The sequence below is a fragment of the Curtobacterium sp. PhB128 genome (assembly GCF_004340725.1).
In the GTDB taxonomy this organism is placed as follows: Bacteria; Actinomycetota; Actinomycetes; order Actinomycetales; family Microbacteriaceae; genus Curtobacterium.
On record NZ_SLUR01000013.1, the window covers coordinates 78,788 to 104,538 of the forward strand.

The window sequence follows — 25,751 nt, forward strand, 5'->3', positions numbered from 1 at the left end:
CGCGTCGTCGGCCTGCGTCACGCGGTGGTCCGGTTGTGCTTCCACGCCTGGTACAGGTAGTCGATGCCGCTGAGCACGGTCGCCAGGAAGGCGGCGCTCATCAGCACCACGTTCACCCAGTGCGCCCAGTCACCGACGAGCTCCCACCACGGGAAGAGTGCCGACGTCAGGGCGACGGCCTGCAGCACGGTCTTGATCTTGCCGCCACGACTGGCCGGGATCACCCGGTCCGACAGCACCGCGAAGCGGAACACCGTGATGCCGATCTCGCGCACCATGATGAGCACCGTCACGTACCAGGGCAGCTCGAGCAGGATCGACAGGGCGACGAGCGCGCCGCCGATCAGGACCTTGTCGGCGATCGGGTCGACGAGCTTGCCGAAGTCGGTGACCAGGTTCTGCCGCCGGGCGATGATGCCGTCGGCGCTGTCGGTCACGATCGCGACGACGAAGACGATCGCCGCCCAGATGCGCAGCGGGCCGTCGTCGCCGGCGTCGGTGAGGAGCAGCACGAAGAACAGCGGCGCCATGAGGATGCGCACCACGGTGATGATGTTCGCGACGTTCGCCGTCGATGCCGGGCCGGGACCCTTGCGGAGCAGTCGCCCGCGCCAGGGGAACTTCGCGCCGTGTGTCGTGGCGCCGTCCGTCGTCTCCGTGCCGTCCGAGGCGGTCATCGCCTTCACTCCCTGCCCGTCAGTCCCCACGCGTCCTCATCGGGCTCGTCGTGCACTTCATCGTACCCGCGGGTCATGTCGCCCACGGGGTCGGCGCCGTAGCGATCGCCGTCGTCACTCGGGCCGGGCACGGGGGCCACGGGCGCCGGAGCAGCCGGCGGCTCCTCGCCGCGGAGCTTCGCGAGCACCGCGGGCAGCTGGTCGGTGGTGACGAGCACGTCCCGGGCCTTCGACCCCTCGGACGGCCCGACGATGTCGCGGGACTCCATCAGGTCCATCAGGCGACCGGCCTTGGCGAAGCCGACCCGGAGCTTGCGCTGCAGCATCGAGGTCGAGCCGAACTGCGTCGAGACGACCTGTTCGACCGCCGCGAGCAGCAGTTCGAGGTCGTCGCCGATGTCGGCGTCGATCTCCTTGCGCTCGACCACGGCCTGGACGTCCTGGCGGTACTCGGGCTGGGCCTGGCGGGTGACGTGCTGGACGACCTCGGCGACCTCGCCCTCCTGCACCCACGCTCCCTGCACGCGCAGGGACTTCGACGACCCCATCGGCAGGAAGAGCGCGTCGCCCTGACCGATGAGCTTGTCCGCGCCGGGCTGGTCGAGGATGACGCGGGAGTCCGTGACGCTCGTCACCGCGAAGGCGATGCGGGACGGCACGTTCGCCTTGATCAGGCCGGTGATGACGTCCACCGACGGGCGCTGCGTCGCGAGCACCAGGTGGATGCCGGCGGCACGGGCGAGCTGGGTGATGCGGACGATCGACTCCTCGACGTCGCGCGGGGCGACGAGCATGAGGTCCGCGAGCTCGTCGACGACGACGAGCAGGTACGGGTACGGCTTGAGCTTCCGCTCGCTGCCGGCGGGCAGGACGATCTCGTTGTTCTCGATCGCCTTGTTGAAGTCGTCGACGTGGCGGAACCCGAACGACGCCAGGTCGTCGTACCGCATGTCCATCTCCTTCACGACCCACTGCAGCGCTTCGGCCGCCTTCTTCGGGTTCGTGATGATGGGCGTGATGAGGTGCGGGACACCCGCGTAGATCGAGAGCTCGACGCGCTTCGGGTCGACCAGGACCATGCGGACCTCGGACGGTTTCGCCCGCATGAGCAGCGACGTGATCATCGAGTTGATGAAGACCGACTTGCCGGAACCGGTCGAACCGGCGACGAGCAGGTGCGGCATCTTCGCCAGGTTCGCGACGACGAAGCCACCCTCGACGTCCTTGCCGACGCCGATCGTCATCGGGTGCTTCGACTTCCGCGCCGCGTTCGAGCGCAGCACGTCGCCGAGGGACACGATCTCGCGGTCGGAGTTCGGGATCTCGACACCGATGGCGCTCTTGCCCGGGATCGGCGAGAGGATCCGGACCTCGTTGGAGGCCACCGCGTACGACAGGTTCTTCGACAGCGCCGTGACGCGCTCGACCTTGACACCCGGGCCGAGCTCGATCTCGTAGCGGGTGACCGTCGGACCGCGGGAGAACCCGGTGACCTTCGCGTCGACCTTGAACTCCGTCAGCACGCCGGTGATGGCGGCGACGATGTCGTCGTTCGCCTGGCTGCGAGCGACCGAGGGGGTGCCGGAGCTCAGGGTGGTGGCGGCCGGCAGGCGGTACGGCTTCGACGGGTCGTCGTCGGTCGCCGCCGCGGAGAATTCCTCGGGCTCGTCGACGACCGGGTCCTCGACGAGGGGTGCCGCGACCACGTCGGGCACCGCGGGGCGGATCGCCGCGGTCGGCTCCGGACGCGCGGGGACGTCGGTGCCGAAGTCCCGCAGGGCCTGCTCGGCGACCTGCAGGTCCTGTTCGACGGAGTCGTTGAGGTTGACCGACGCGGGTTCGGCCGGTGTCAGGTCCACGAGACCGGCCGCAGCGCCCGCGTTCGGGTTGCCCACCGGGGCAGCGGGTGCAGCCGCCGCGGCGGGCGGGGCCGTCGGTGCGACACCGGTGGCCGGGGGCAGGACGGGGCTGTCGTACGCCGGGTCCTCTTCGCGCCCGGACTTGTTCCGCCGCCACCACGGCACGTTGTCGCCGCCGGCGTCACCGTCGGCAGCGGCCTGCTCCTCGCCGAAGCCGAGGTCGTCGAACAGCTGGAAGTCGGTGTCGCCCTTCTTGCCGCGCTTGGTCGTCTTGGTTCGGGCGGCGGGTGCCGCTGCTGCCGCTTCGACCTCGGGCTCGGCGGCCGGGGCCGGCGCTCCGAACAGGTACGCGTAGAGCTCGTGCAGCCGACGCCCGACCTTGTTCGGCGGCGTCTTGGTGATGATGAAGAGGGAGAGCACGAGCAGCACGATCGCCACCGGGACCGCGACCCAGGCGGTCGCGATCGTGACGAGCCAGCCGATCACGACCCAGCCGAGCACACCGCCGGCCGCAGCCAGGGCGGGCATGCCGTCCGCTGCGCTCGGCTGCCCGCCGAAGACGTGGCAGAGCGAGGCGATCGCGACGAGCAGGATCCCGAGGCCGATGCCGATCCGGGTGTTGTCGTGCACCGAGGCCGGGTGCCGGAACAGCCATCCGGCGAAGACGATCATGATCACCGGCAGAGCGAACGCCAACCGGCCGAACAGCCCGCCGAACGTGTACGCGTCGAGGGCGACCGACACCCCGTTCGTCGGGTTGAGCCACTCGACGACCGCACCGGCGATGGCCAGCACGAACAGCAGGAACGGGAACCCGTCACGCCGCTGGTCCTTCTCGAGGGACTCCTTGCCGAGCAGTCGGAACATCGCGCCGACGCCGTGCGCCATCGCGAGCCAGAACGTCACGAGCGGGTTCTGCTCGCGGAACACCGGTGTCGGTGCCGCCTGCGGCAGCTTCTTCGTCGTGGCCTGGGTGCGCGACGAACCGCGCGTCCCGTTCCCACGGGACGACGTGGACGCGCGCGAGCGCGTGGTCGACTTGGTGCCTCCGGCCATGGGCAGAACCCTAATCCCCACTCAGGACAAACCAAGGGAGGCCCGCCGCAGCATCCGTGACGGACGCTGGACGGGCCTCCCGGTCGACCGCGATGAACGCGACTGACGCGACTGACGCGCTACGCCTCGATGACCACCGGGACGATCATCGGACGACGACGGTGCTTGGTGTTGACCCAGCGGCCGACCGTACGGCGGACGACCTGCGCGAACGCGTGCGAGTCGCGCGTGCCGTTGGCGGCCGCCTCGGCGATCGCCTTGGCGATCTGGGGACGGACGTCGTCGAACACGGAGTCGTCCTCGGCGAAGCCGCGCGACTGGATCTCCGGGCCGATGACGCACTGGCCGGTGGTGAAGTCCACCGCGGCGAAGACCGAGATGAAGCCCTCTTCGGACAGCACGCGGCGGTCCTTGAGGTCGGCGTCGGTGATCTCGCCCACGGTCGAGCCGTCGACGTACACGTAGCCGATGTCGAGCTGCCCGGCGACCGTCGCGACGCCGTCCTTCAGGTCGACGACGATGCCGTCCTGCCCGAGGATCACGTTGCGCGGCGGCACACCCGTCTGGATCGCCAGGTCGGCGTTCGCGTACAGGTGGCGGTGTTCGCCGTGCACGGGCAGGACGTTGCGCGGACGCAGGATGTTGTAGCAGTAGAGCAGTTCGCCGGCCGAGGCGTGTCCGGAGACGTGCACCTTGGCGTTGCCCTTGTGCACGACCTTCGCGCCGAGCTTCGTCAGCCCGTCGATGACGCGGTACACGGCGTTCTCGTTGCCCGGGATCAGCGACGAGGCGAGGATGACGGTGTCGCCCTCGCCGATCTCGATCTGGTGCTCGAGGTTCGCCATGCGCGCGAGCACGGCCATCGGCTCGCCCTGCGACCCCGTCGACATGTAGACGATCTGGTCGTCGGGGACGTTCTTCGCCTTCTTCGTGTCGATGAGGACGTTCTCGGGCACGCGGAGGTAGCCGAGGTCGGCGGCGATGGTCATGTTGCGGATCATCGAGCGCCCCATGAACGCGACCTTGCGGTTCGCGGCCGCGGCGGCGTCGAGGACCTGCTGCACACGGTGCACGTGCGACGAGAAGCTCGCCACGACGACCTTCTTGCGGGCGCGCGTGATGATGTTCTCGAGGACCGGGCCGATGTCGCGCTCCGGAGCGGTGAAGCCCGGCACGTCGGCGTTGGTCGAGTCCGGCAGGAACAGGTCGACGCCGGCCTCGCCCAGACGGGCGAACGCACGGAGGTCGGTGATGCGGTCGTCCAGCGGGAGCTGGTCCATCTTGAAGTCACCCGTGTGCAGGACACGACCGGCGGGGGTCGTGATCGAGACGGCGAGGGCGTCCGGGATGGAGTGGTTCACGGCCACGAACTCGAGGTGGAACGGGCCGAGCTGCTCGGTCTGGTCCTCGGCCACGACGAGCGTGTACGGCTTGATCCGGTGTTCCTTGAGCTTCGCCTCGACGAGCGCGAGGGTCAGCGTGGAGCCGATCAGCGGGATGTCGTCGCGGAGCTTCAGCAGGTACGGCACGGCGCCGATGTGGTCCTCGTGGCCGTGCGTGAGTACGACACCGAGGACGTCGTCGAGACGGTCACGGATCGGCGCGAAGTCCGGCAGGATCAGGTCGACCCCGGGCTGGTGCTCCTCGGGGAAGAGCACGCCGGCGTCGACGATGAGCAGCTTGCCCTCGTACTCGTAGACGGTCATGTTGCGACCGATCTCGCCGAGTCCCCCGATGGGGATGACGCGGAGGGTGCCGGGTTCGAGCGGCTGCGGTGTGGAGACTTGTGTGGGCATTCGGTCCTACGGATTCAGGCGACGCGCGAGGAGCGCGCCGCGGTGTTCGCTAGCGGGTGGTGCCTGGCACCTTTGGTAGTGCGCCGCCGGCCGCAGCGTTGCGGTCGGGGCGGAAGTTCGAGAAGTCGGCGCCGGGCACGTCGCGCACGGCTTCGAGCGAGGTCTCGATGGCGTACGCCTCGGCGTCCTCGGGGCCGACGAGCGGCAGACGGACGCGCGGGCTGCCGATGCGGCCGAGCCCGTGCAGGATGTACTTCGCCGCGACCGTGCCGGGCACGTGGGTCATCACGGCGCGGACGAGCGGCTCGACGCGCTTGTGCTCGGCGGTGGCGGTCGCCAGGTCGCCGCGGTTCACGGCGTCGATGATGGTGCGGTACGGCATGCTCGTGATGTTCGCGGTGACGCCGATCAGGCCCGTCGCGCCGATCGACAGGTGCGGGAGCACGTTGGTGTCGTCGCCGGAGAAGTACATGAGGTCGGTGTTGTTGAGCACGCGGGACACCTCGGCGAAGTCGCCCTTGGCGTCCTTCACGGCGAGGATGTTCGGGTGGTGCGACGCCCGCACGATCGTCTCGTACGTGATCGGGATGCCGGTGCGCCCCGGGATGTCGTACAGGATCACCGGCAGGTCGGTGGCGTCGGCGATCATCCGGAAGTGGGTGAGCACCCCCGACTGGGTCGGCTTGTTGTAGTACGGCGTGACGATCATCACACCGTCCGCGCCGGCCTTCTCGCTCTGCTTGTACAGGTGGATCGCGTGCGCGGTCTCGTTCGACCCGCCACCCGTGATGATCTTCGCGCGGCCGGCGGCGACGGACTTGCCGACCTCGACCAGACGGAGCTTCTCGGGGTCGGTCAGGGTGCTGGTCTCGCCGGTCGTCCCGGTGACGACGATGCCGTCGGCGCCGGCGGTGATGCAGTCGTCGATGTGCTGCTCGACGCCGGGCCAGTCGACCTCACCGTCGGCCGTGAACGGGGTCACGAGGGCGACGAGGACCTGACCGAAGGGATTCTCACGCGGGGACACGGGCACCAGCGTACCGGGGATGGGCGCGATGGCCGCCGTCCGGGTGGACGGTCGCCTGCCTGCGGCGCGGACGGGAGGCCCGGATCGCGTCCGTCCTGCCGCTCACGCCCGGTGTCGCGCGCGCCCGGCGGTGTCCGGAACCTGGTTCCGCGCCAGCTGCGCCCCGCTGCGGTCTTCGCGCCCCGACTCTTCGGGGCGCGGCGCCCGCACGGGGGCGCGCGGCGCACACCGACGCGGCGCCCGCACGCTCAGGCGCTGCTGTGGCGCCACTCGAGGAAGCGGTAACGGGTCCCGGTGCGGGACACCTGCCACGGGCCCTCGTCGGTGAGCGTCCAGCCGGCCGACTCGCCGAGCGTCGGTGCGACGGTGTCGCCGGGCACGTCGACGTCGATGACGGTCTCGGACACCCGGTCGGCACGGTCCAGCGCCGCGGCGTAGACCTGGCCGCCGCCGATGACCCAGACGGGGCTGGCGGCACCGTCGGCACCGTCGGCACCGTCGAGCGCGGTCGCGAGGTCGTGCACGACCTCGGCGCCGTCGGCGGTCCAGGACGCGTCGCGGGTGAGCACCACGTTGCGCCGACCGGGCAGCGGGCGGAAGCGTTCCGGCAGGGACTCCCAGGTGCGACGGCCCATGAGCACCGTGGCGTCGCCGGTGACCTGCTTGAAGTGCGCGAGGTCCTCGGGCACGTGCCAGGGCATGCCGCCGTCGGCCCCGATGACCCCGTCGGTCGACCGGGCCCAGACCATGCCGATCATCAGACGGCGACCGCGGCCTTGATCGCCGGGTGGTGGTGGTAGCCGACGACGGTGAAGTCCTCGTACTCGTAGTCGTCGATCGAGTCGCGCGGCGCGAGCTCGAGCGTCGGCAGGGCGTACGCCGTGCGAGACAGCTGCTCCTCGACCTGCTCGACGTGGTTGTCGTAGACGTGGCAGTCGCCGCCGGTCCAGACGAAGTCGCCGACCTCGAGCCCGGTCTGCGCGGCGATCATGTGGGTGAGCAGCGCGTACGACGCGATGTTGAAGGGGACGCCGAGGAACATGTCGGCGCTGCGCTGGTAGAGCTGGCACGAGAGCTTGCCGTCGTTGACGTAGAACTGGAAGAACGCGTGGCACGGTGCGAGCGCCATGTCCGGGATCTCGGCGACGTTCCACGCCGAGACGATGAGCCGGCGGCTGTCCGGGTTCTTGCGGATCTGGTCGATGACCTGGGCGATCTGGTCGACGTGCTCGCCGGACGGGGTCGGCCACGAGCGCCACTGCACGCCGTAGACGGGGCCGAGGTCGCCGTCCTCGTCCGCCCACTCGTTCCAGATCCGGACACCGTGCTCCTGCAGCCAGGTGGCGTTGCCGTCGCCGCGTAGGAACCAGAGCAGCTCGTACGCGATCGACTTGAAGTGCACGCGCTTCGTGGACACGAGCGGGAAGCCCTTCGACAGGTCGTAGCGGAGCTGCGCGCCGAACAGGCTGCGGGTCCCGGTGCCGGTGCGGTCACCCTTCGGCGTGCCCTCGGTCAGGACCCGGCGGAGCAGGTCCTCGTACGGGGTCGGCACGGTGGGGTCGGGCTGCACGGTCTCGCTGTCGCTCACACACAGAAGCCTACGTCGGCGTGAGTAGCGTTGCCGGCATGGCAGACACGGCGGCAGAGCCCCTCTCGATCCTGATCGCCGGCGCGTCCGGTTTCATCGGCACCCCGCTCGTCCGCGCGCTGCGCGAGGCGGGCCACCACGTGACCACGCTCGTCCGGCGCGAGCCGCACACGGCCACCGAGTTCCGCTGGGCTCCGGGTCGCCGGCCGCTCGACCCGGCCATCGTCGACGGTGCCGACGTGGTGATCAACCTGGCGGGGGCGAACATCGGCAAGCTGCCCTGGACCGCGAAGTACCGCGAGGAGATCCGGCGCTCCCGCGTCGACGCGACCGACACCCTGGTCGAGGCCATGCGACACGCCAGCACTCCCCCGGCGCTGTTCCTGTCCGGATCGGCGTCCGGCGTGTACGGCGACCGCCCGGCGGACGTCCTGCAGGACGACGCGGCGCCCGGCACCGGGTTCCTCGCCGAGGTCTGCACCGCGTGGGAATCCGCGGCGAACGCTGCCCCGGACGGCGTCCGTGTGGTGACCCTGCGCACGGGCATCGTGATCGGCGAGGGCGGCGGCGCGCTCGCACCCCTCATCCCGCTCACCCGGGCAGGGCTCGGCGGTCGCCTCGGCACCGGCGGGCAGCACTGGCCGTGGATCGCACTCGAGGACGAGGTCGGGGCGATCGTGCACCTGGCGACGAGCCCGTCGGCGTCCGGTGTCAGCGGACCGGTCAACCTCGCCGGGCCGGAAGCCGTCGTCGCCGACCGCATCACGAAGCGCGTCGCCGAGGACCTGCACCGGCCGTACCTGTTCCGGATCCCGGAGTTCGCGCTGCGCCTGGCGCTGCAGGACGCCGCCGACGAGATGCTGCTGTCGAGTCAGCGGATGGTGCCGACGAAGCTGCTCGAGTCCGGCTACGTGTTCCGGTACACGCGTGCGGTGGACGCCGTCGACGCGGTCCTCTGACCGGGTCTCAGGCGCTCGATCGCGACAGGGCCGTGCGCATCGCGGCTCGAGCGCGCTTGCGGTCGCCCGCGGCGTCGTAGACGACCCCGAGCCGGTACCAGGCGCGCCAGTCCGCCGGGTTCTGCTCGACGGCGGCCTTGTACTGCGGGAAGAGCTCGTCGGCGGCCTCGCGCGTCGGACGCCCGGACGGACGCACGGGCACGACGTCCTCCGGTGCGCCGCCCTCGGCTTCGAGCCGGGATCCGAGCCGGGTGATCCGGATGCCGAAGCGGAACTCGAGCACGAGCAGCAGCGCCCCGATCGCGGCGACGACGAACAGGGCGACGCCGATGCCGATCCCGATCGGGATGCCCGTGGCGATGAACGCCACGGCCCGCTGCCCGACGAGCACGATGTAGAGCGCCAACAGCAGGGTCATCAGCGCTGCGCCCCAGAACGGCGACCGGATCGCGCGGCCGGCCCGCGCTGCACGTCCCACCGGGTCAGCCGATGCCGAGGACGCTGCCGAGGCCCACGGTGAGCCCGCGGGCGGATCCGAGGGCGGACAACGCCGCACGGATCCCGGCGACGTAGGCGACGTCGTCGTTGGTGTCGTGCCGGATCGTCAGGGTCTCGCCGGGGCCGCTGAGCAGGACGTCCTGCACGGCCTTCACCCCGGGCAGCCGGAGCGAGTGGATCGGCACGCTCGCCACCTGCTGGCCGCGGGCACGCTGGTCGACGTGCGGGGCCTCGACCGGGCCGACGTCGCGACGGGCCTCGGCGATGAGCTCGGCGGTGCGCACCGCGGTGCCGGACGGCGAGTCGATCTTGCCGGCGTGGTGCGTCTCGACGATCTCGACGGAGGGGAACCACGGCGCCGCGATGGTGGCGAGGTGGGTGCCGAGCACCGACCCGATCGAGAAGTTCGGCACCACGAGGACGCCCTGGTCGGGACGCTCCTGCAGGGCGGTGCGGAGCTTCGCGAGACGGTCGGCGGACCACCCGGACGTGCCGACGAGGACGTTCGCCCCGCTCGACAGCGCGTTCTCGACGATCGCGGGGCTGAGCGCCGGCACCGTCACGTCCACGACGAGCTCGGCACCGCCGAACACCGACGGCGGTGCTTCGTGGGCACCGTCCTTCGACGACAGGCGGGCGACGAGCTCGAACTCCGGGAGTTCCTCGACGACGGAGGCCACGAGGCCCCCGAGACGACCGGTGGCGCCGACGACGGCGACGGGAGTGACCATGCGGTCCATCCTAGGATCGACGCATGTCAGTCGAGGTCAGGACCGTGCCGGCCGATCTGCCCGAGGTCGACGTCCTGCTCGACGCGTACCTCGACGAGCGCGAGGCGACGTTCCCCAGTGCGCAGGGCGCGTACTCGCGGAAGCGCACCCCGGCGGCGGAGTTCACGCCGCCGAACGGGGTCTTCGCGGTGGCGTACGACGGCGGGGTCGCGGTCGGCTGCGGCGGCCTTCGGCGGATCGCGGACGACCCCGACGCGACCACCACGGACGTCCGGTTCGAGGTCAAGCACGTCTTCGTCGCCCCGGCGGGACGGGGCAAGGGCGTGGCCACGGCGCTGATGGACGCGCTCGAACGGGAAGGCGCCGCGCTGGGGGCGACGAGCATCGTGCTGGACACGAACGACTCGCTCGTCGCGGCGGGCGCGATGTACCGCAGCCGGGGTTACGAGCGTGTCGCGCCGTTCAACGACAACCCGAACGCGACCGCCTGGTACCGCAAGCCGGTCTCCCGCTAGACGGGCTGGTCGACCGGCAGCCCGGTGCGGAGCTCCACCGGCAGGTGGGCCAGGTCGTTCAGCGCGACCACCTCGGCCGGCTTCGCGGAACGGATCCGGATGATCGTGAGCGCGGTGTGCGCGACGTTCGTGCCCATCCAGCGCCACTCGGGCGCCTGGAACGCCTCGCGCACGAACCAGCCGATCACGGCGTTGTGGGTGATGAGCAGGTCGTGCCGGTCCTCGCGCGCCGGGGTGAACCACTCGGAGACGGCGTCGCCCATCTGCGCCTGGCCGGCGATGATCTCCTCTTCCGTGACGCCGCCGTACCAGCCCTGGTAGGCGTGCGGCATGTCCGGGGTCGGGCCGGAGGGGACGCAGTCGAACAGCAGCGTCGACGGTTCGGGCTGGATCGACGGCAGTCGCTGCGCCAGGAACGCGGCGGTCTCGCTGGGGGCCTCCAACGGGGAGTGGTACACGCCGTCGAACGGCAGCCCGCCGAGACGGTCGGCGACGAGCATGGCCTGGCGCTTGCCGCGTTCCGACAGCTTGCCGTCGCGGAGGCCGTGCTCGGCGTCCTGGTGTTCGCCGTGCCGGACGAGGTACAGGTAGTGCGACATGTCCGTGCTCAGCTGCCCATCCCGATCGCTGCGGCGAGCTCGTCCTGCTGCACCGCCCCGACCACCGACGTGATCGTCGGGCGGGTCAGGAGGTCGCGGGCGAGTTCGAGCACGCCGTCGGTGGTGACCCGGTCGACACGCTCCAGTGCGGTCGACAGGTCGGTGTACTCCCCGGTGCCGAGCTCGGACCGGCCGAGGCGGGTCATCCGGGCGTCGGAGTCCTCGAGCGAGAGCGTCAGGGCGCCCTCGATCTGGCCCTTGGCACGGCGGAGCTCGTCGTCGGTGATGCCGTCGTCCACCATGCGGCGGAACTCGGCGTCGATGATCTCGATGACCCCGGGGACGTTGTCGGGCGCACAGCCCGCGTAGACGCCGAAGGCGCCGTTGTCGAGGTAGGCGGGCGCGAAGGACGACACCGCGTAGGCGAGGCCGCGTCGCTCGCGGACCTCTTGGAAGAGCCGGGAGCTCATGCCCCCGCCGAGCACGGCGTTCAGGACGCTGAGGGACGGCCGGCGGTCGTCGCGCAGGTCGAGTCCCTGCGAGCCGCGCAGCATGCTGACCTGTTCCGTCGGACGGTGGACCACCGACAGCTTGGGCTCGATGGGGTCGGCCACGGTCTGCGGCGTCCGGCGCGCGAGCGGCTCGGCGGGCGGGGCGTCGTGGAACACCGCGGCGACGGCGTCGCAGAACCGGTCGTGGTCGACGGCACCGGCGGCGGTCACGACGATGCCGTTCGGTGCGTAGTGCTCGCGGTAGTGGGCCAGGACCTCGTCCCGCTGGACCGCGCGGATGCTGTCCGGGGTCCCGCCGATCGGGCGGCCGAGCGCGTGTCCGCCGAAGGCCGCGGCGAAGAACGCTTCACCCGCGACATCGGCCGGGTCGTCGGCGGCCATCGCGAGTTCTTCGAGGATGACGCCGCGCTCGACGGCGAACGCCTCCGGGTCGAGCACCGAGCCGGTCACCATGTCACCGATGACCTGCACGGCCATCGGGACGTCGGCGTCCCGGACCCGTGCGTAGTAGCAGGTGTACTCCTTGGCCGTCGCGGCGTTGTGCTCGCCGCCGACCGAGTCGAACGCGATCGCGATGTCGAGCGCCGACCGGGTCTCGGTGCCCTTGAACAGCAGGTGCTCGAGGAAGTGGGTCGATCCGAACTGGCCGTCGCGTTCGTCGCGCGAACCGACGCCGACCCAGAACCCGATGCTCGTCGAAGCGGCACCGGGCACGGCTTCGGTCAGCACCCGGACACCCGACGGCAGCACGGTGCGGCGGACGAAGGCTCCTCCGGACGTCAGGAAGGACGTGTCCGGGGCCCCGAGCGGCAGTGGCACTGGCTGGTTCATCGCAGACGAGCCTACTGATGCTCCGGAGCCCACCGCCCAGTTTCCACAGGCCCACGGACTGTCACTCGAAGAGGGGTACAGAAATTGCGGACAGACCGACTCGTCTGTCTGTCCTCCTTGTGGTACAGTCGTTCACGCCGGATCGAAAGCCCCCCTAAGTTCCGATCCGGCGGCTCGGGACATCAGTCCTCGCGGCCACGAGTCCCCCCACTCGGTCGCGGAGCCGATGAACCAAGGAGCCACGCTGTGACGGTCGATTCCCCCCAACCGGCCGTCCAGCGTCTCCCTGGTCCGAGCACGAACCTCGCGTCGCCGGACGGGTCGAGCGTCCCCCCGACTCCCCGCTCCGGCGGCGCGAAGGTCCGCATCCTCGAGACGGCCACGCGACTCTTCTACGAAGAGGGCATCCACAGCGTCGGCGTCGACCGCCTCATCTCCGAGGCGAGCGTCACGAAGGCGACGTTCTACAAGCACTACGGGTCGAAGGACAACCTGATCCTCGCCTACATCCGCACGCAGCACGAGCGCGTGCAGGAACGCCTGGAACAGCTCGTCACCGACGCCGGCTCCTCCGCCGCAGCGGTCCGCGCGTGGGTCGCGGCCCTGGTGGACGAGGTCAACGACCCCGACTTCCGCGGGTGCGCGTTCCTCAACGCCGCCGCCGAGTACCACGACCCCCGCGACCCCGTGCGCGAGGTGGTCGCCACCCACCGCGACTGGTACACCGACCGGCTCGCCACCCTGCTGCAGGAGTCCGGCCACCAGCTGCCGGGCGACGGTGCCGACGAGCTCATGCTCGCGCGCGACGGTGCGATGGCCGGCGCCTACGCCGGTGACGCCATCGCGGCGACGGCAGCGCTCGGTCGCGTCGTCGACCGCGTCCTCGCCGCCTGACGCCCGGCTGCCGTCGACGCAGAACGACACCCCCGATGTCGTACGACGTCAGCTTTGTCGCTCCACCGCGGCCGCAACAGTCGCAGGCGCGCACGAACGACAGCCTCGACGTCGTACGACGTCGACCTTGTCGCGTCAGCCGTCGGCGCCAGCCCGGCGCGACCACGAGCGGACGGGAGGCACGGTGCCAGCTGGCACCGTGCCTCCCGTCCGCACTGTGGTCGCGCTCACCGCGACCGGTCGCGTCGCGCGGATCAGGCCGGTCCGGTGGCACTCCCGGGGTTGCCGCTCGAGACGATCGACCCGTTGACGCCGTCCGGGAAGAACCCGCCCTTGTCGATCTGGTTCGGGTTCAGGAACACCACGTTCAGGACACGCTCCGCGGTGCGGCCGTAGGCGAGCGAGTTCGAGTCCGTCGGCACGAGGTTCACCGCTCCCGACCGGGTCGTCACCCCCTGGTCGTCGTCGGTCGGACCGTCGAGCGAGTCGCGGGCGTCGGAGATCTTGTTCGCCGGCACCTGCAGCCCCTTGTCCGAGAGCTTCGACCGGATGATCCCGGCGTGGTAGGCCTCGACGGCGAGGATGCCCGCCGCGGCACTGAGGTACGTCTTGCTGGTGATGAGCGGCGCTGCCCCCTTGTAGGCGGTGACCCCGACGTCCTCGAAGATGTACGCCCCGAGCAGGAAGTTCTCCTCGCTGGCGAACGGGTCGAAGGTGCCGGTCGGACCGACCACACCCGCAGCGCGCGCCGCCGCGGTGAAGCTCGACACGAGGTCGATCTTCGGACGTGAGACCGTCGCACCGCCGAGGGCGGATCGGAGGAACGCCACGTGCGCGCGCTCGTCGTTCGCGATCTCGGTGGCGATGCCGCGGATGGCCGCGGTCTTGAACGGCACCTTCTTGCCACCGATCACCGGCCCCTGCGGGTCGATGCCGGTGATCATGCTGTCGGCGAGGCCCGCGCCGAACACGGCACGCAGGTAGAACTCGGCCTCGAGGTACTCGAGGTTCAGGGCGAAGTTGAGGATTGCGGCGTCGGAGACGGCACCGTCCTCTTCCGGGGTGGCGGCGGCGCGGTCGGTGGTGAGCACCGACGAGCCGAGCGCGGCGATGCCGGCTGAGGCGCCGGCGACGCCGGCGGCTGCGAAGAACCGTCGTCGGTCGAGCGCGTTCTCGGCGCTGCGATCGATGGCGTGGTGGATGAAACGCTTGTCGAACATCGTTGTCCTCATGTCGTGCTGGCAGCACGGGACCCCACCGACGCTGCAGGGAAACGGGTCGGTCGAGCCGCGATCGGCGGGATGGTCGATCGTGCGGCGAAGATACCCCCGAACAGGGGGGCGCCTCCACCGTTCCCGGTCATTCGGCGGAGTTCGGACAGGGTCACCGCATCGGGCGGCCGCGTCGGGCGGTCGCGTCGGGCCGCCGCGTCGGGCGGCCGCCGAGGCTGCGGGTGTTGGCTGGGCGCATGGCCAACGACCCCAACTGGAACCTCCCCGAGGTCCCCTCGTTCACCCTGACCAGCCCCGACTTCACCGACGGCGGCGAGCTGCCGACCTCGGCGCGCGGCACCGACGCGGGTGGCGAGGACCGCTCCCCCGCGCTCGAGTGGTCCGGCGCTCCCGAGGGCACGAAGAGCTTCGTGCTCACCGTGTACGACCCCGACGCTCCGACCGGCTCGGGCTTCTGGCACTGGAGCCTGACCGACATCCCGGGCTCGGCGACCTCGCTGCCCGCCGGCGCCGGCACCGACGACGCCCTACTGCCGGCCGAGGCCCTGCGCCGTCGCAACGAGTTCGGCACCGACACGTTCCTCGGCGCCGCTCCGCCCGCGGGCCACGGCGTGCACCGCTACTTCTTCACGCTGAGCGCCCTCGACGTGCCGCTGCTCGAGGCGCCGGCCGACGCCACCCCCGCGGTCGTCGGGTTCGTGCTGCGTGAGCACCTGCTCGGCCGCGCGCAGCTCGTCGGCACGCAGGAGACCCCCGCCGCGTAGGGCGACCCCGCAACGACGAACGGCCGCCGCCCCGGAAGGGACGACGGCCGTTCGTGTGCCAGGGGTGGATCAGACGGTGGCGTCCGTCGACTCCTCGCGGGCACCGCTGGAGTCGGTGTCCGATTCCTCGGCGACGACCGGCGCGAGCGACAGCTTGCCGCGGTCGTCCACCTTGGTGACCTCGACCAGGACCTTCTGGCCGACGCCCAGGACGTCCTCGACGTTCTCCACACGCTTGCCACCGGCGAGCTTGCGCACCTCGGAGACGTGGAGCAGACCGTCACGGCCCGGGAGCAGCGACACGAAGGCGCCGAACGTGGCGATCTTCACGACGGTGCCGAGGAACTGGTCCCCGATCTCCGGGTTGGTCGGGTTCGCGATCGCGTTGACCGACGCACGAGCGGCCTCGGCCGACGGTCCGTCGACGGCACCGATGTAGACGGTGCCGTTGTCCTCGATCGAGATGTCGGCACCGGTCTCGTCCTGGATGCCGTTGATCGTCTTGCCCTTCGGGCCGATCAGCTCGCCGATCTTGTCGACGGGGATCTGCACCGAGATGACGCGAGGAGCGGTGTCCGCCATCTCGTCGGGGGCGTCGATCGCCTCGTTCAGCACACCGAGGATGGCCGAGCGGGCCTCCTTGGCCTGCTTCAGCGCCGCGTCGAGCACCGTCGACGGGATGCCGTCGAGCTTGGTGTCGAGCTGGATCGCGGTGACGAACTCCGAGGTACCGGCGACCTTGAAGTCCATGTCGCCGAGGGCGTCCTCGGCACCGAGGATGTCGGTCAGCGCCGCGTAGCGGGTCTGACCGTCGACGGTGTCGGACACCAGACCCATCGCGATGCCGGCGACCGGGGCCTTGAGGGGCACACCGGCGTTGAGCAGCGAGAGGGTCGAGGCGCAGACGGAACCCATCGAGGTCGAGCCGTTGGAGCTGAGCGCCTCGGAGACCTGACGGATGGCGTACGGGAACTCTTCACGCGTCGGCAGCACCGGCACGAGGGCGCGCTCGGCGAGGAAGCCGTGCCCGATCTCGCGACGCTTCGGCGAACCCACACGGCCGGTCTCACCGGTCGAGTAGGGCGGGAAGTTGTAGTGGTGCAGGTAGCGCTTCTTCGTGACGGGCGACAGCGAGTCGATCTGCTGCTCCATCTTGAGCATGTTCAGCGTGGTGACGCCGAGGATCTGCGTCTCGCCGCGCTGGAAGATCGCCGAACCGTGGACGCGCGGGATCACGGCGACCTCGGCGTCGAGCGGACGGATGTCGGCGAGGCCGCGACCGTCCATGCGGACCTGCTCGGTCAGGATGCGGCCGCGGACGACCTTCTTCGTGACCGACTTGTACGCGGCGCTGACCTGCGAGTTGGCGACGTCGGGCAGTTCGCCCGCCGACACCTTCGCCGCGATGGCCTCCTTGACGCGCGACTTGAGTGCGTCGTCGGCGTCCTGGCGCTCGGTCTTGGCGGCGATCTTGTAGACGTCACCGAGCTCGGAGAGCGCGATGGCCTCGACGGCCGAGTAGACCTCGGGCGCGTACGGCGGGAAGACCGGGTAGTCCTGGATCTCCTTGGCGGACTGCGCGGCGAGCTTCGCCTGGGCGTCGACGAGGGACTTGAGGAACGGCTTGGCCGCCTCGAGACCCTGCGCGACGACGGCCTCGTCGGGCTTGGTGGCGCCGCCCTGGATGAGCTCCCAGCTGTGCTCGGTGGCCTCGGCTTCGACCATCATGATGGCGACGTCCTCGTTGCCCGCCTCGTCGGTGACGACACGGCCGGCGACCGTGAGGTCGAAGACGGCGTCGGCGAGCTGCGATGCCTTCGGGAACGCGACCCACTGTTCGCCGATCAGCGCGAGGCGCACACCGGCGATCGGGCCGGAGAACGGCAGACCGGAGATCTGCGTCGACGCGGACGCGGCGTTGATGGCCAGCGCGTCGTAGAACTCGTCCGGAGCGATGCTCAGGACGGTGATGACGATCTGGACCTCGTTGCGCAGGCCGTCGACGAACGACGGGCGCAGCGGCCGGTCGATGAGTCGGCAGACCAGGATGGCCTCGGTCGACGGGCGGCCTTCGCGGCGGAAGAACGAACCGGGGATCTTGCCGGCGGCGTAGGAGCGCTCCTCGACGTCGACGGTCAGCGGGAAGAAGTCGAATCCTTCACGCGGGTGCTTGCCGGCGCTGGTGGCCGAGAGGAGCATCGTTTCCTCGTCGAGGTACGCGGCGACCGCGCCCTGCGCCTGCTGTGCGAGCCGACCGGTCTCGAACCGGACGGTGCGCTTGCCGTACTTGCCGTTGTCGATGACGGCTTCGGCGAACTTGATCTCGGGACCCTCCAAAAGGGTGCCTCCTTGATGTGTGTTCGGCAGGCCGTGGCGACGGCACTCGATGGTGCGTGCGCGCCGATCGTTCCGGACGCATGTCTGGCCAGCAGTAGAAGCACTCGGGAAACCGTTCCGGCCCGCGAGCCACCACCGATGACCAGCTCCGTGCCCGGCCTGCGCAGTGTTGTGTCGAACATCCGGGGAAACGGTCCTCGGACACGATGGACTTTACCAGTCCACAGGGAATCGGCGGCGCGGCTCGCTGACGGCCGGGCGAGCCTCGGTAACCTGCTGCCATGCGTCTCACCCCCTCGCGGGGCGTGCTCGTCGCGGCCGCCGTGGTCGTCGGCGCGCTCGTCGCCCCGGTCCTCACCGCTGTCCCGGCGTCCGCGACGGAGTACCCGACCTGGCAGGACGTGCAACAGGCCAAGGGGAACGAGACCGCCAAGCGCGCCGAGGTCACCAAGGTGCAGGCCGCGCTGCAGTCGGCGCAGGACGAAGCAGCGGCGAAGTCGCAGGCCGCGCTGACGGCCTCGTCGAAGGCGGACGCGGCCGAGGCGGAGCTGGCGGAGGCCACCCAGGCCGCCACGAGCCTCCAGGCCCAGGCGCACCGCGCGTCCGAGACGGCCGAGCGTGCGCAGACACGCGCCGGGCAGCTGGCGGCGAACCTGTACCGCGACGGCAGCACGAACCAGATGACCACCCGGATCGCGACCGCGGGGAACCCCGACCAGCTGCTCTACCAGCTGGGCGCGCTCGACCAGCTGTCGTCCACGTGGTCCGGCGTGATGGACGAGGCGTCCGTCGCGGCCGGCACGGCATCGTCACTGCACGAACAGGCCGAACGCGCCGAGACCGAACGCGCGACGCGTGCGCAGGCGGCCGAGGAACGGTCCGCGGCGGCGAAGTCCGCCGAGGCCGTGGCGAACGCCGCGGTCGAGTCGACCGAGCAGCACAGCGACGAGCTGTACGCGCAGCTCGCGTCGCTCCGGGACACCACCGCGAAGCAGGCCGCCGGGTACGAGCTCGGGCAGAAGGTCGCGGCGCAGAAGGCCGAACAGCAGCGCAAGCGTGCGGCGGCCGCCGCGGCACAGGCGGCGGCAGCAGCCTCGGCGAGCGCCGACACCGGCAGCGGCGGGAGCACCAACGCCGGCGGCGGTACGGGCACGAGCTACCCGAGCACCGGCGGTGTCGTCGTGGACCCCGCGGCCGCGCAGGCCTACGCGCGGAGCGCCCTGGGCTCGTACGGCTGGGGCGACGACCAGTTCTCCTGCCTGGTGTCGCTGTGGACGCAGGAGTCCGGCTGGCGGGCGAACGCGCTGAACGCCTCGAGCGGCGCCTACGGCATCCCGCAGTCCCTGCCCGCTGACAAGATGTCGGCGGCCGGGGCGGACTGGCGGACGAACGCGAACACGCAGATCAACTGGGGACTCGCCTACATCAAGAGCGCGTACGGGTCGCCGTGCGGTGCGTGGGGCCACGAGATGAGCGTCAACCCGCACTGGTACTGAGCACGACCGCTCGCCGCATCCCTGCTCACTCCCCCACCAGCCGCAACGCCTGCAGCGGGCACATCGCCACCGCGTCCGCAGCGGCGGCGCGTTCGTCCGGCCGCACCGGCACGTCGCGGGTGCCGCCGCCGTCCCGTGCGATCGGGTAGCCCCACTCGTCGCGCGCCAGCCGCTCGGCGAAGAGTTCGGTGCACAGGCCGCGTCCCCGGCAGCGGGTCCAGTCGACGTGCAGGGCGACGGGGCCTGCGGCGGCGGTCATCGGAGTCCACCGACCGAGCCGGACCCCGCCGAGCCGGACCCGGCCGCACCGGGCCCGACCAGGCACGCGCCCCGCAGGTGCGCCTGGACGTCGTCGTGGAACACGTCGAGGGCGCTCCGCACCATCCGCGCGACGCCGTCCGGGTGGTGGCAGGCCCCGCGTCCGTCGACCAGGGCAGCGATCCGCCGGACCTCGCCGGCCAGGTCGCCCGCCCGACGCCCGGAGGCCAGGTCGGCGACCACGTCGGCGATCCGCGGCAACCCGTTCACGCACGGCCCGCAGCGGCCGGCGGACGCCCCGGCGAGCGCCGCGGCGAGGCCTGCGGTGACCCCGACCGGACAGGTCCGGTCGTCGAGCACGGCCAGCACGCCCGACCCGGGCGCCGCACCCCACGGTGCGAGCCCGTCGACGTCGAGGGGCGCGTCGAGCGCTGCGGCCGGCACCCAGGTGCCGCCCCACCCGCCGACCAGGACGGCTCGCGTCCGTCGCGGGTCGGCCGCCGGCAGTCGGGAGGCCCCCAGCAGCTGCCCGAGCGGCGCACCCCCGGCGGTCTCCAGCACCACGGCACCACCCGGGTCGGTCACGTCGCTGACCGTCACGAGACGGGTGCCGGGAGCACTCGCGCTACCGACGCGCCGCGCCCACGCCGCCCCGTACCGTGCGACGAGTGCCGCCTGGGCCAGGGTCTCGACGTTCGACACGAGGGTCGGGCGACCGGTCGGTCCCCGGTCGGCGAGCCGCACGACGCGGTCCTCCGGAAGGCCGCGTCCTCCGGCGACGGCCGAGGAGAGTGCCGTGGCCTGCCCGGCGACGAAGCTGGTGTGGGGCAGGGCCCGGACCTCGATGGCGACCGGGTCGGTGCCGGTGCCGCGCCGGCCGTCGGTGCGTTCGGCGAGTGCCTGCCGGACCCGGTCGGCGAGCCGCGCGCTCGTGGCGACCACGGCCTCGGTCGCACCGATCGCGAGCGCCGCGACGACGATGCCGTCGAGCACCAGGTGCGGCGCGCGTTCGAGCAGGACGGCGTCCTTGCGGCTGGCGGGCTCCCCCTCGGCGCCGTTGGCGATGACGATCGGGGCACCGCGGCTCCCGCGCCGGGTCCGGCCCGCCACGGCGTCGAGCTTGCGGGCGAGCGGGAACCCGGCTCCGCCGCGGCCGTCGACCCCGGCGAGACCGATCTCGTCGATGATCCCGGGTCCCACGTGCGGCAGCGGCCCGTGCGTGCGTTGGTGGACGTCGAGTCCAGGGCCGGGGGCGGCGAGGAGTCGCTGCGTGCCGGTCGGTCGTGGCACGGTGAGCGGGTGGGTCAGGGTCATCGGAGGGCCTCCTTCGGGGTCGGACGGAACGCGGTGACGCCGGCCGTGCAGCGCCAGACCACGGTGCCGAGGACGGCGGCGGCGCAGACCCCGGCGACCACCAGGAACCAGGCGGACGTGCCGTCGGTCCCGGTGCCGATCGCGTGCGCCATCGCGATCGGCCACATGGCGTAGGCGGCCCAGTGCACGGCGCGGAACACCCGCGGACCGATCACCCGGCGGAGCATCCCCGTGACGACGAGCACCACGAGCAGGTCGACCGCCAGGGTGCCGAGCCCGAGCCAGAACCAGCGGTACGCGCCGACGAACGGCACGACGGCGTCCAACAGGCGCAGTTCGGCCTCGGTGTCGAGCAGCAGCGTCACCACGTGCACGGCCACGAACACGGTGGACGCGAGGGCGACGTCCCGGTGCACGAGCTGCACGCCGAACCGCGGCAGGCCGGGGAGCGGTCGGCCGCCGCGGCTCACGATGCCGAGCAGGACCGTCAGGGTCAGGAGCACGACGGCGGCGACGCCCGTGCCGCGGCCGACCACCCAGAGCGCAGTGTCCATCAGGCGGCGTCCGCCCCGTCGACGGTGACGGAACCGTCGGCAGCCTGGTCCTCCGGCCAGCCGCCGATCCGCAGCACCGAACCGTCGGCCGCGACGAGCCGGGCCGCACGGCCGCTCTGCCGGAGCCACTCCACGGCGCCGTGCCCCCGGACGACGGCGGCGGTGGTCATCGTGTTGGCGGTGGTGCACGAGGGGGCGACGACCGTCACCGACCGCCACACCGGGTCGGCGGGCAGGCCCCACCGCGGATCGAGGATGTGGTGCCGCGCGGTCCCGTCCTGCTCCCAGCGGCGCTTCTGCGTGCTCGAGGTCGCGACGGACCACCCGGAGGCGATGCGGACGTGGTCGACGGGGTCGTCCGCCAGGTCCTGCACACGCACCTGCCAGCCGCCGGAGGGGTCCGGGCCGGCCGTGGCGACGTCCCCGCCGAGCGAGACGAGGGCACCGACGCCGAGCCGCGCGGTGATGCTCGCGGCCGCCATGTCCGCGGCGGCGGCCTTCGCCGTGGCACCGAGGTCGAGCGTGACGCCCTCGGGGACCCGCAGGAACGTGCCGGACAGCAGGATCCGCTGCCACGCCGGGCGGTCGTCGAGCGATCGGGCCACGGCGTCGGGTGACGGGACCGGTGGCGCGTCGGCGAACGCGGCGTCGTACCCGAGGGACACCATCCGTCTGCCGAGCGTCGGGTCGACGTCCCCGTCGGACAGCCGTGCGGCGTCGACGGCCTGGTGCACGAGCGTCGCCAGCAACGGCGAGACCTCGGTGCCGCGCACCAGGTCGTCGGCGCGGGACAGGAGCTCGGAATCGTCGCGGAACCGGCTGCACGCGGCGTCGACGGCGGCCGTGACCTCGCGGACGCAGGACTCGGCGGCGGCGAGGTGGCGGCGGTCGCGGTGGTCGAGGACGACCCGGGCGGTGGTGGTCCAGAGGTCCCACTCGGCGGCGGCGCGCACGGTCACGATCCCGTCGTCGTCGTGTCGGACGAACCGCCGGTGGTGCCCTGCGAGACGCCGGTGTCGCTGCTGCTCGTGCCGCTGTCGGTCGACGTGTCGTTCGACGAGTCGGTCGACGTGTCGTTCGACGACGAGGAGGACGAGGACCCGGAGTCGGTGGTGGCGTCGCCCGACGTCCCGGTACCCGAACCGGAGTCCGTCGTGGTGCTCGTGCTCGTGGACGTGTCGGTCGTCGTCGTGCTGGCCTGCTCGTGCCCGAACCACAGCCCCGCACCCGTGACCGTCGCGACCGCGAGTCCGCCCAGGCTCACGAGCGCACTCGTGACCCGTGCGGATCGCTTGCCGTTGCCTCTGGTGTCCATCGGTCCTCCTCGTCGTCATGACGAGGCTCCCGAGCCCACCGATGAGCGAGCCGCCAGCCGGCCGCACTCCGACCCCACGAACCCTGTGGTCCGCCTAAGAGCGCGCCACGGGTCAGCGGTCCGGGTCAGTGACCGAGGCCACCGAGCAAGCTCGCGAAGTCCGCGGTCGCGGGGAGCGCGTCGGCTTCCTGCGGGGCCCGCCGGGAGGCCCGGATCGCCCAGGCCAGGTCCGCTCCGGCCCGGCGGATGCGTCCGTCCAGGGCCGCGGCGTCGCCGTCGCTCCCCCAGTCGTCGGTCGCGGCGAACACGCCGGTCGGCACCACCGCTGCGCGGAGGTAGGCGAAGACCGGACGCAGGGCGTGGTCGATGGCGAGCGAGTGCCGCGAGGTCCCGCCCGTGGCGCCGAGCAGGACGGGCAGGTCGGCGAGCGCGTCCTTGTCGAGGACGTCGAGGAACGACTTCGCGAGACCGCTCACGCCCGCCGTGAAGATCGGCGTGACGAAGACGACAGCGTCGGCCTCGACCACTGCGGCCGTGGCGGCGGACAGCGCGGGCGCCGAGAAGCCGGTGAGCATCGCGTCGGTGATCTCGTGCGCGAGCGGCCGGAGCTCGACGTGCAGGACGTGCGCGGGCGTGCCCTCGGCGACGAGCGCAGCGACGGCGGCCTCGCCCAGGCGGTCGGCGAGCAGGCGGGTGGAGCTGGGCTCGGAGAGTCCGGCGGAGACGACGGCGATGGTGGTCATGGTGGTTCCCGACTTTCGATGCGTTTGCATGAACATCGTACCGAACCGCACGCAGCGCGCAACCATTCCCGGGAACGGAGAACGCCCCGGTCCTCGCGAGGAGGACCGGGGCGTTCAGTCAAGCCGTGAGGCGTCGACTAGCGGCGCAGGCCGAGGCGCTCGATGAGCGCACGGTAGCGGGCGATGTCGACGTCGGAGAGGTAACCGAGGAGACGGCGACGCTGACCGACCATGAGCAGCAGACCACGACGCGAGTGGTGGTCGTGCTTGTGCTCCTTGAGGTGCTCGTTCAGGTCGTTGATACGACGCGTCAGAACGGCGACCTGGACCTCGGGGGAACCGGTGTCGCCCGGGTGGGTCGCGTACTCTTCGATGATCTCCTGCTTGACCTTCGCGTCAAGTGCCATGCGTAGATCCCCTTTCAGTCCGTTGCGCGGTGCCCGTGCCTGATGCACGAGCGCTCTTTGTCCGCGGCCGTTCGACGGCAACCGCGCAAGACTACCAGAGTCCTAGGCGGTCCTGGCGCGCAGGCGACGACGACGGGGCGCCGGCAGCAGACTGCGGACAAGTCCGACGAGCGTCGCGCCGAGCAGTCCGCCGAGGCCGTTCGACAGCACGTCGCGGGGGTCGGCGACGCGGTAGGGCAGGTAGGTGGCCTGCGCGAACTCGATGCCGGTCGACAGGGCGACCGCGACCAGGGCCCCGAGGATCCACCAGCGCCGCGGCAGCCAGAGTGCGGCGAGCATGCCGACCGGCACGAACATCGCGATGTTGGCCAGGAACTCGGTGCGCTCGTACGTGAACCAGGTGCCGTGCGGCAGCTGCTGCACCCAGGCGATCGCGTGCAGCACGAACGAGTTCTGTGCCGAGGTGAAGACCTGCGGGGTCAGCGTCATCCGCCAGATCACCCAGGCGTACGCCGCGGTCACGGCGAGGAGGAGGAGTCGACGGAACATCCCGGCATTCTGCAACACCGTCCTGCGGGGTCGCTGGAGCGCTCCTGGCAGAAGCCGTCGGCCGACCTGAACGAACACCCCGGTGTCCTGGTCAGGACTCCCCCGCACCTGTCAGCATGGGTGCGAACAGGGAGGACCGCCGGATGCCGGAGCACCAGGGGAAGCGTGCGTCCGCGCGACGTCAGTGGCTGTGGATCGCGGCCGCGGTCGTCGGTGTCGCGGCGGTCGTGACGACGCTCGTGGTCGTCGTGCCGCACGGCGGCGGCCCGGATGCCGACCCGACGGCGAGCGGACGGGACGTCGTGACGCGGAAGACCGCGGAGCAGGCGTTCCCCGGCGGCCTCGCGCACCAGCCGTCGGACGTGAACCAGCCGGGCATCCGCGAGCGCCAGGCCCGCGCCGCCGGGCACGACGACACCGCGGCGCAGATCGCCCGCATCGCCGACCAGCCGATCGCGACCTGGCTCACGAACACCTCGCGGTCCGAGACGCGCGCGACGATCCGCACCGTCGTCCGGAACGCCGAGCAGCAGCAGGCCACCCCGGTGTTCGTGCTGTACACCGTGCCGGACCGCGACTGCGGCAGCTACTCGAAGGGCGGCACCACCGACGACGCGTACCTGCCGTGGGTCCGCTCCGCCGTCCGCGCGATGGCCGGCTCGAAGGCCGTCGTGCTCGTCGAACCGGACGCGATCGCGCAGATCCAGAACTGCGAGCGCCTCCGCGACTCCCGACTCCCGCTGCTCCGCAAGGCCGTGGACGCGCTGACCGGGCACGGACTGACGGTGTACCTCGACGGCGGCAACGAGAACCGTGTCCCGACCGCGACGATGGCCGACTGGCTGCGGCAGGCGGGCGTCGACGAGGTGCAGGGCTTCTTCACGAACGTGTCGAACTTCTACCGCGTCGACCAGGAACGCGCCTACGCCGACGAACTCGCCGACGCGATCGGTGGGGATCCGCACTTCGTCATCGACGTCTCCCGGAACGGTCAGGGCTGGCGCGGGACGTGGTGCAACCCCGAGGGCGCCGGTCTCGGCCAGGCGCCGCACGTCACCGGCGGATCGAGCCGGCTCGACGCCCTGCTCTGGGTCAAGACCCCTGGGCTCAGCGACGGCACGTGCAACGGTGGACCGGCCGCCGGGCAGTGGTGGGAGTCCTACGCGCTCGGCCTGGTCGAGAACCGCAAGCGCGACTGAGCCGGTGCCGGGGTGTCGGTGCCCGGTGGTTGCATGAGCGC

Annotated in this window: 26 protein-coding genes; 6 read left to right on the forward strand and 20 right to left on the reverse strand. The window is 71.5% G+C overall.

Annotated features, from left to right (window positions below; genetic code table 11):
- Nucleotides 1-17: 17 nt before the first annotated feature.
- From pgsA to EDF23_RS18000, 6 genes are all read right to left on the reverse strand, one after another.
- Nucleotides 18-686, reverse strand: a complete 669-nt coding sequence (gene pgsA, locus EDF23_RS17975; RefSeq protein WP_131878721.1) for a CDP-diacylglycerol--glycerol-3-phosphate 3-phosphatidyltransferase — start codon at nt 684-686, stop codon at nt 18-20.
- Complete coding sequence (locus EDF23_RS17980; RefSeq protein WP_131922653.1) at nt 683-3,592, reverse strand: DNA translocase FtsK; 2,910 nt, start codon at nt 3,590-3,592, stop codon at nt 683-685. Before EDF23_RS17980 ends, pgsA begins: the two co-directional genes overlap by 4 nt.
- Nucleotides 3,593-3,711: 119 nt before the next feature.
- Nucleotides 3,712-5,388: a ribonuclease J gene (locus EDF23_RS17985; RefSeq protein ID WP_123341033.1), complete on the reverse strand. Its 1,677-nt coding sequence runs from the start codon at nt 5,386-5,388 to the stop codon at nt 3,712-3,714.
- 49 nt (nt 5,389-5,437) lie between these two features.
- A complete protein-coding gene (gene dapA, locus EDF23_RS17990) occupies nt 5,438-6,415 on the reverse strand; it encodes a 4-hydroxy-tetrahydrodipicolinate synthase (RefSeq protein ID WP_131922654.1) in 978 nt (325 codons plus the stop codon).
- A 248-nt stretch (nt 6,416-6,663) separates the two neighbouring features.
- On the reverse strand, nt 6,664-7,173 hold the full coding sequence (locus tag EDF23_RS17995) for a dihydrofolate reductase (protein ID WP_131922655.1): 510 nt from the start codon (nt 7,171-7,173) through the stop codon (nt 6,664-6,666).
- Nucleotides 7,173-8,003 (reverse strand): thymidylate synthase, encoded by an 831-nt coding sequence (locus EDF23_RS18000; protein ID WP_131922656.1) that lies wholly within the window; start codon nt 8,001-8,003, stop codon nt 7,173-7,175. The genes EDF23_RS17995 and EDF23_RS18000 overlap by 1 nt, the downstream gene beginning before the upstream one ends.
- Before the next feature lie 38 nt (nt 8,004-8,041).
- Between EDF23_RS18000 and EDF23_RS18005 the strand changes: the two genes are divergently transcribed.
- The gene (locus EDF23_RS18005) at nt 8,042-8,962 is read left to right on the forward strand and encodes a TIGR01777 family oxidoreductase (RefSeq protein WP_131922657.1); all 921 of its coding nucleotides are present in this window, start codon (nt 8,042-8,044) and stop codon (nt 8,960-8,962) included.
- 7 nt (nt 8,963-8,969) lie between these two features.
- Here EDF23_RS18005 and EDF23_RS18010 read toward each other — a convergent pair whose 3' ends face one another.
- Together EDF23_RS18010 and dapB are read right to left on the reverse strand one after the other, a co-directional pair.
- A complete protein-coding gene (locus EDF23_RS18010; RefSeq protein ID WP_131845484.1) occupies nt 8,970-9,380 on the reverse strand; it encodes a tetratricopeptide repeat protein in 411 nt (136 codons plus the stop codon).
- Nucleotides 9,381-9,444: 64 nt separating this feature from the next.
- A complete protein-coding gene (gene dapB / locus EDF23_RS18015; protein WP_243648978.1) occupies nt 9,445-10,191 on the reverse strand; it encodes a 4-hydroxy-tetrahydrodipicolinate reductase in 747 nt (248 codons plus the stop codon).
- Nucleotides 10,192-10,214: 23 nt separating this feature from the next.
- Between dapB and EDF23_RS18020 the strand changes: the two genes are divergently transcribed.
- A complete protein-coding gene (locus EDF23_RS18020) occupies nt 10,215-10,706 on the forward strand; it encodes a GNAT family N-acetyltransferase (RefSeq protein WP_131922659.1) in 492 nt (163 codons plus the stop codon).
- Here the strand turns inward: EDF23_RS18020 and EDF23_RS18025 are convergent.
- Nucleotides 10,703-11,305: a histidine phosphatase family protein gene (locus EDF23_RS18025; protein ID WP_111084585.1), complete on the reverse strand. Its 603-nt coding sequence runs from the start codon at nt 11,303-11,305 to the stop codon at nt 10,703-10,705. The two genes, EDF23_RS18020 and EDF23_RS18025, sit on opposite strands and share 4 nt — an antisense overlap.
- Nucleotides 11,306-11,313: 8 nt before the next feature.
- Nucleotides 11,314-12,648 carry a pitrilysin family protein gene (locus EDF23_RS18030; protein ID WP_123938811.1) on the reverse strand — a complete coding sequence of 445 codons (1,335 nt, stop codon included), beginning with the start codon at nt 12,646-12,648 and terminating at the stop codon, nt 11,314-11,316.
- 246 nt (nt 12,649-12,894) lie between these two features.
- Here EDF23_RS18030 and EDF23_RS18035 point away from each other — a divergent pair, with 246 nt between their 5' ends.
- Nucleotides 12,895-13,542: a TetR/AcrR family transcriptional regulator gene (locus EDF23_RS18035; protein WP_131922660.1), complete on the forward strand. Its 648-nt coding sequence runs from the start codon at nt 12,895-12,897 to the stop codon at nt 13,540-13,542.
- Between the two features lie 254 nt (nt 13,543-13,796).
- On the opposite strand, the gene EDF23_RS18040 is transcribed toward EDF23_RS18035, so the two are convergent.
- Nucleotides 13,797-14,762, reverse strand: coding sequence for a ferritin-like domain-containing protein (locus EDF23_RS18040; RefSeq protein ID WP_131878622.1), 966 nt, complete (start codon nt 14,760-14,762; stop codon nt 13,797-13,799).
- A 248-nt stretch (nt 14,763-15,010) separates the two neighbouring features.
- Between EDF23_RS18040 and EDF23_RS18045 the strand changes: the two genes are divergently transcribed.
- Nucleotides 15,011-15,538 (forward strand): YbhB/YbcL family Raf kinase inhibitor-like protein, encoded by a 528-nt coding sequence (locus tag EDF23_RS18045; RefSeq protein ID WP_123313522.1) that lies wholly within the window; start codon nt 15,011-15,013, stop codon nt 15,536-15,538.
- Between the two features lie 69 nt (nt 15,539-15,607).
- Here EDF23_RS18045 and EDF23_RS18050 read toward each other — a convergent pair whose 3' ends face one another.
- Nucleotides 15,608-17,875 (reverse strand): polyribonucleotide nucleotidyltransferase, encoded by a 2,268-nt coding sequence (locus EDF23_RS18050; protein ID WP_123293920.1) that lies wholly within the window; start codon nt 17,873-17,875, stop codon nt 15,608-15,610.
- 281 nt (nt 17,876-18,156) lie between these two features.
- Here EDF23_RS18050 and EDF23_RS19385 point away from each other — a divergent pair, with 281 nt between their 5' ends.
- Nucleotides 18,157-19,371 (forward strand): hypothetical protein, encoded by a 1,215-nt coding sequence (locus tag EDF23_RS19385; RefSeq protein ID WP_165901194.1) that lies wholly within the window; start codon nt 18,157-18,159, stop codon nt 19,369-19,371.
- Between the two features lie 25 nt (nt 19,372-19,396).
- On the opposite strand, the gene EDF23_RS18060 is transcribed toward EDF23_RS19385, so the two are convergent.
- From EDF23_RS18060 to EDF23_RS18090, 8 genes are all read right to left on the reverse strand, one after another.
- Nucleotides 19,397-19,630, reverse strand: coding sequence for a ferredoxin (locus EDF23_RS18060; protein WP_131922661.1), 234 nt, complete (start codon nt 19,628-19,630; stop codon nt 19,397-19,399).
- Nucleotides 19,627-20,943, reverse strand: a complete 1,317-nt coding sequence (locus EDF23_RS18065) for an NADH-ubiquinone oxidoreductase-F iron-sulfur binding region domain-containing protein (RefSeq protein WP_131922662.1) — start codon at nt 20,941-20,943, stop codon at nt 19,627-19,629. The genes EDF23_RS18060 and EDF23_RS18065 overlap by 4 nt, the downstream gene beginning before the upstream one ends.
- Nucleotides 20,940-21,497 carry a ferric reductase-like transmembrane domain-containing protein gene (locus EDF23_RS18070; RefSeq protein WP_131922663.1) on the reverse strand — a complete coding sequence of 186 codons (558 nt, stop codon included), beginning with the start codon at nt 21,495-21,497 and terminating at the stop codon, nt 20,940-20,942. The genes EDF23_RS18065 and EDF23_RS18070 overlap by 4 nt, the downstream gene beginning before the upstream one ends.
- Nucleotides 21,497-22,456, reverse strand: a complete 960-nt coding sequence (locus EDF23_RS18075) for an FAD:protein FMN transferase (RefSeq protein ID WP_165901195.1) — start codon at nt 22,454-22,456, stop codon at nt 21,497-21,499. Before EDF23_RS18075 ends, EDF23_RS18070 begins: the two co-directional genes overlap by 1 nt.
- Nucleotides 22,453-22,812: a hypothetical protein gene (locus tag EDF23_RS19390; protein ID WP_133939020.1), complete on the reverse strand. Its 360-nt coding sequence runs from the start codon at nt 22,810-22,812 to the stop codon at nt 22,453-22,455. Before EDF23_RS19390 ends, EDF23_RS18075 begins: the two co-directional genes overlap by 4 nt.
- A gap of 125 nt (nt 22,813-22,937) precedes the next feature.
- On the reverse strand, nt 22,938-23,555 hold the full coding sequence (locus EDF23_RS18080) for a CE1759 family FMN reductase (RefSeq protein ID WP_131922665.1): 618 nt from the start codon (nt 23,553-23,555) through the stop codon (nt 22,938-22,940).
- Between the two features lie 137 nt (nt 23,556-23,692).
- Nucleotides 23,693-23,962 carry a 30S ribosomal protein S15 gene (rpsO, locus tag EDF23_RS18085; RefSeq protein ID WP_070416523.1) on the reverse strand — a complete coding sequence of 90 codons (270 nt, stop codon included), beginning with the start codon at nt 23,960-23,962 and terminating at the stop codon, nt 23,693-23,695.
- Nucleotides 23,963-24,064: 102 nt separating this feature from the next.
- Complete coding sequence (locus EDF23_RS18090) at nt 24,065-24,511, reverse strand: VanZ family protein (RefSeq protein ID WP_123293926.1); 447 nt, start codon at nt 24,509-24,511, stop codon at nt 24,065-24,067.
- 143 nt (nt 24,512-24,654) lie between these two features.
- On the opposite strand from EDF23_RS18090, the gene EDF23_RS18095 reads away from it, so the two are divergent.
- Nucleotides 24,655-25,710, forward strand: coding sequence for a glycoside hydrolase family 6 protein (locus EDF23_RS18095; RefSeq protein ID WP_165901196.1), 1,056 nt, complete (start codon nt 24,655-24,657; stop codon nt 25,708-25,710).
- Nucleotides 25,711-25,751 lie beyond the last annotated feature (41 nt).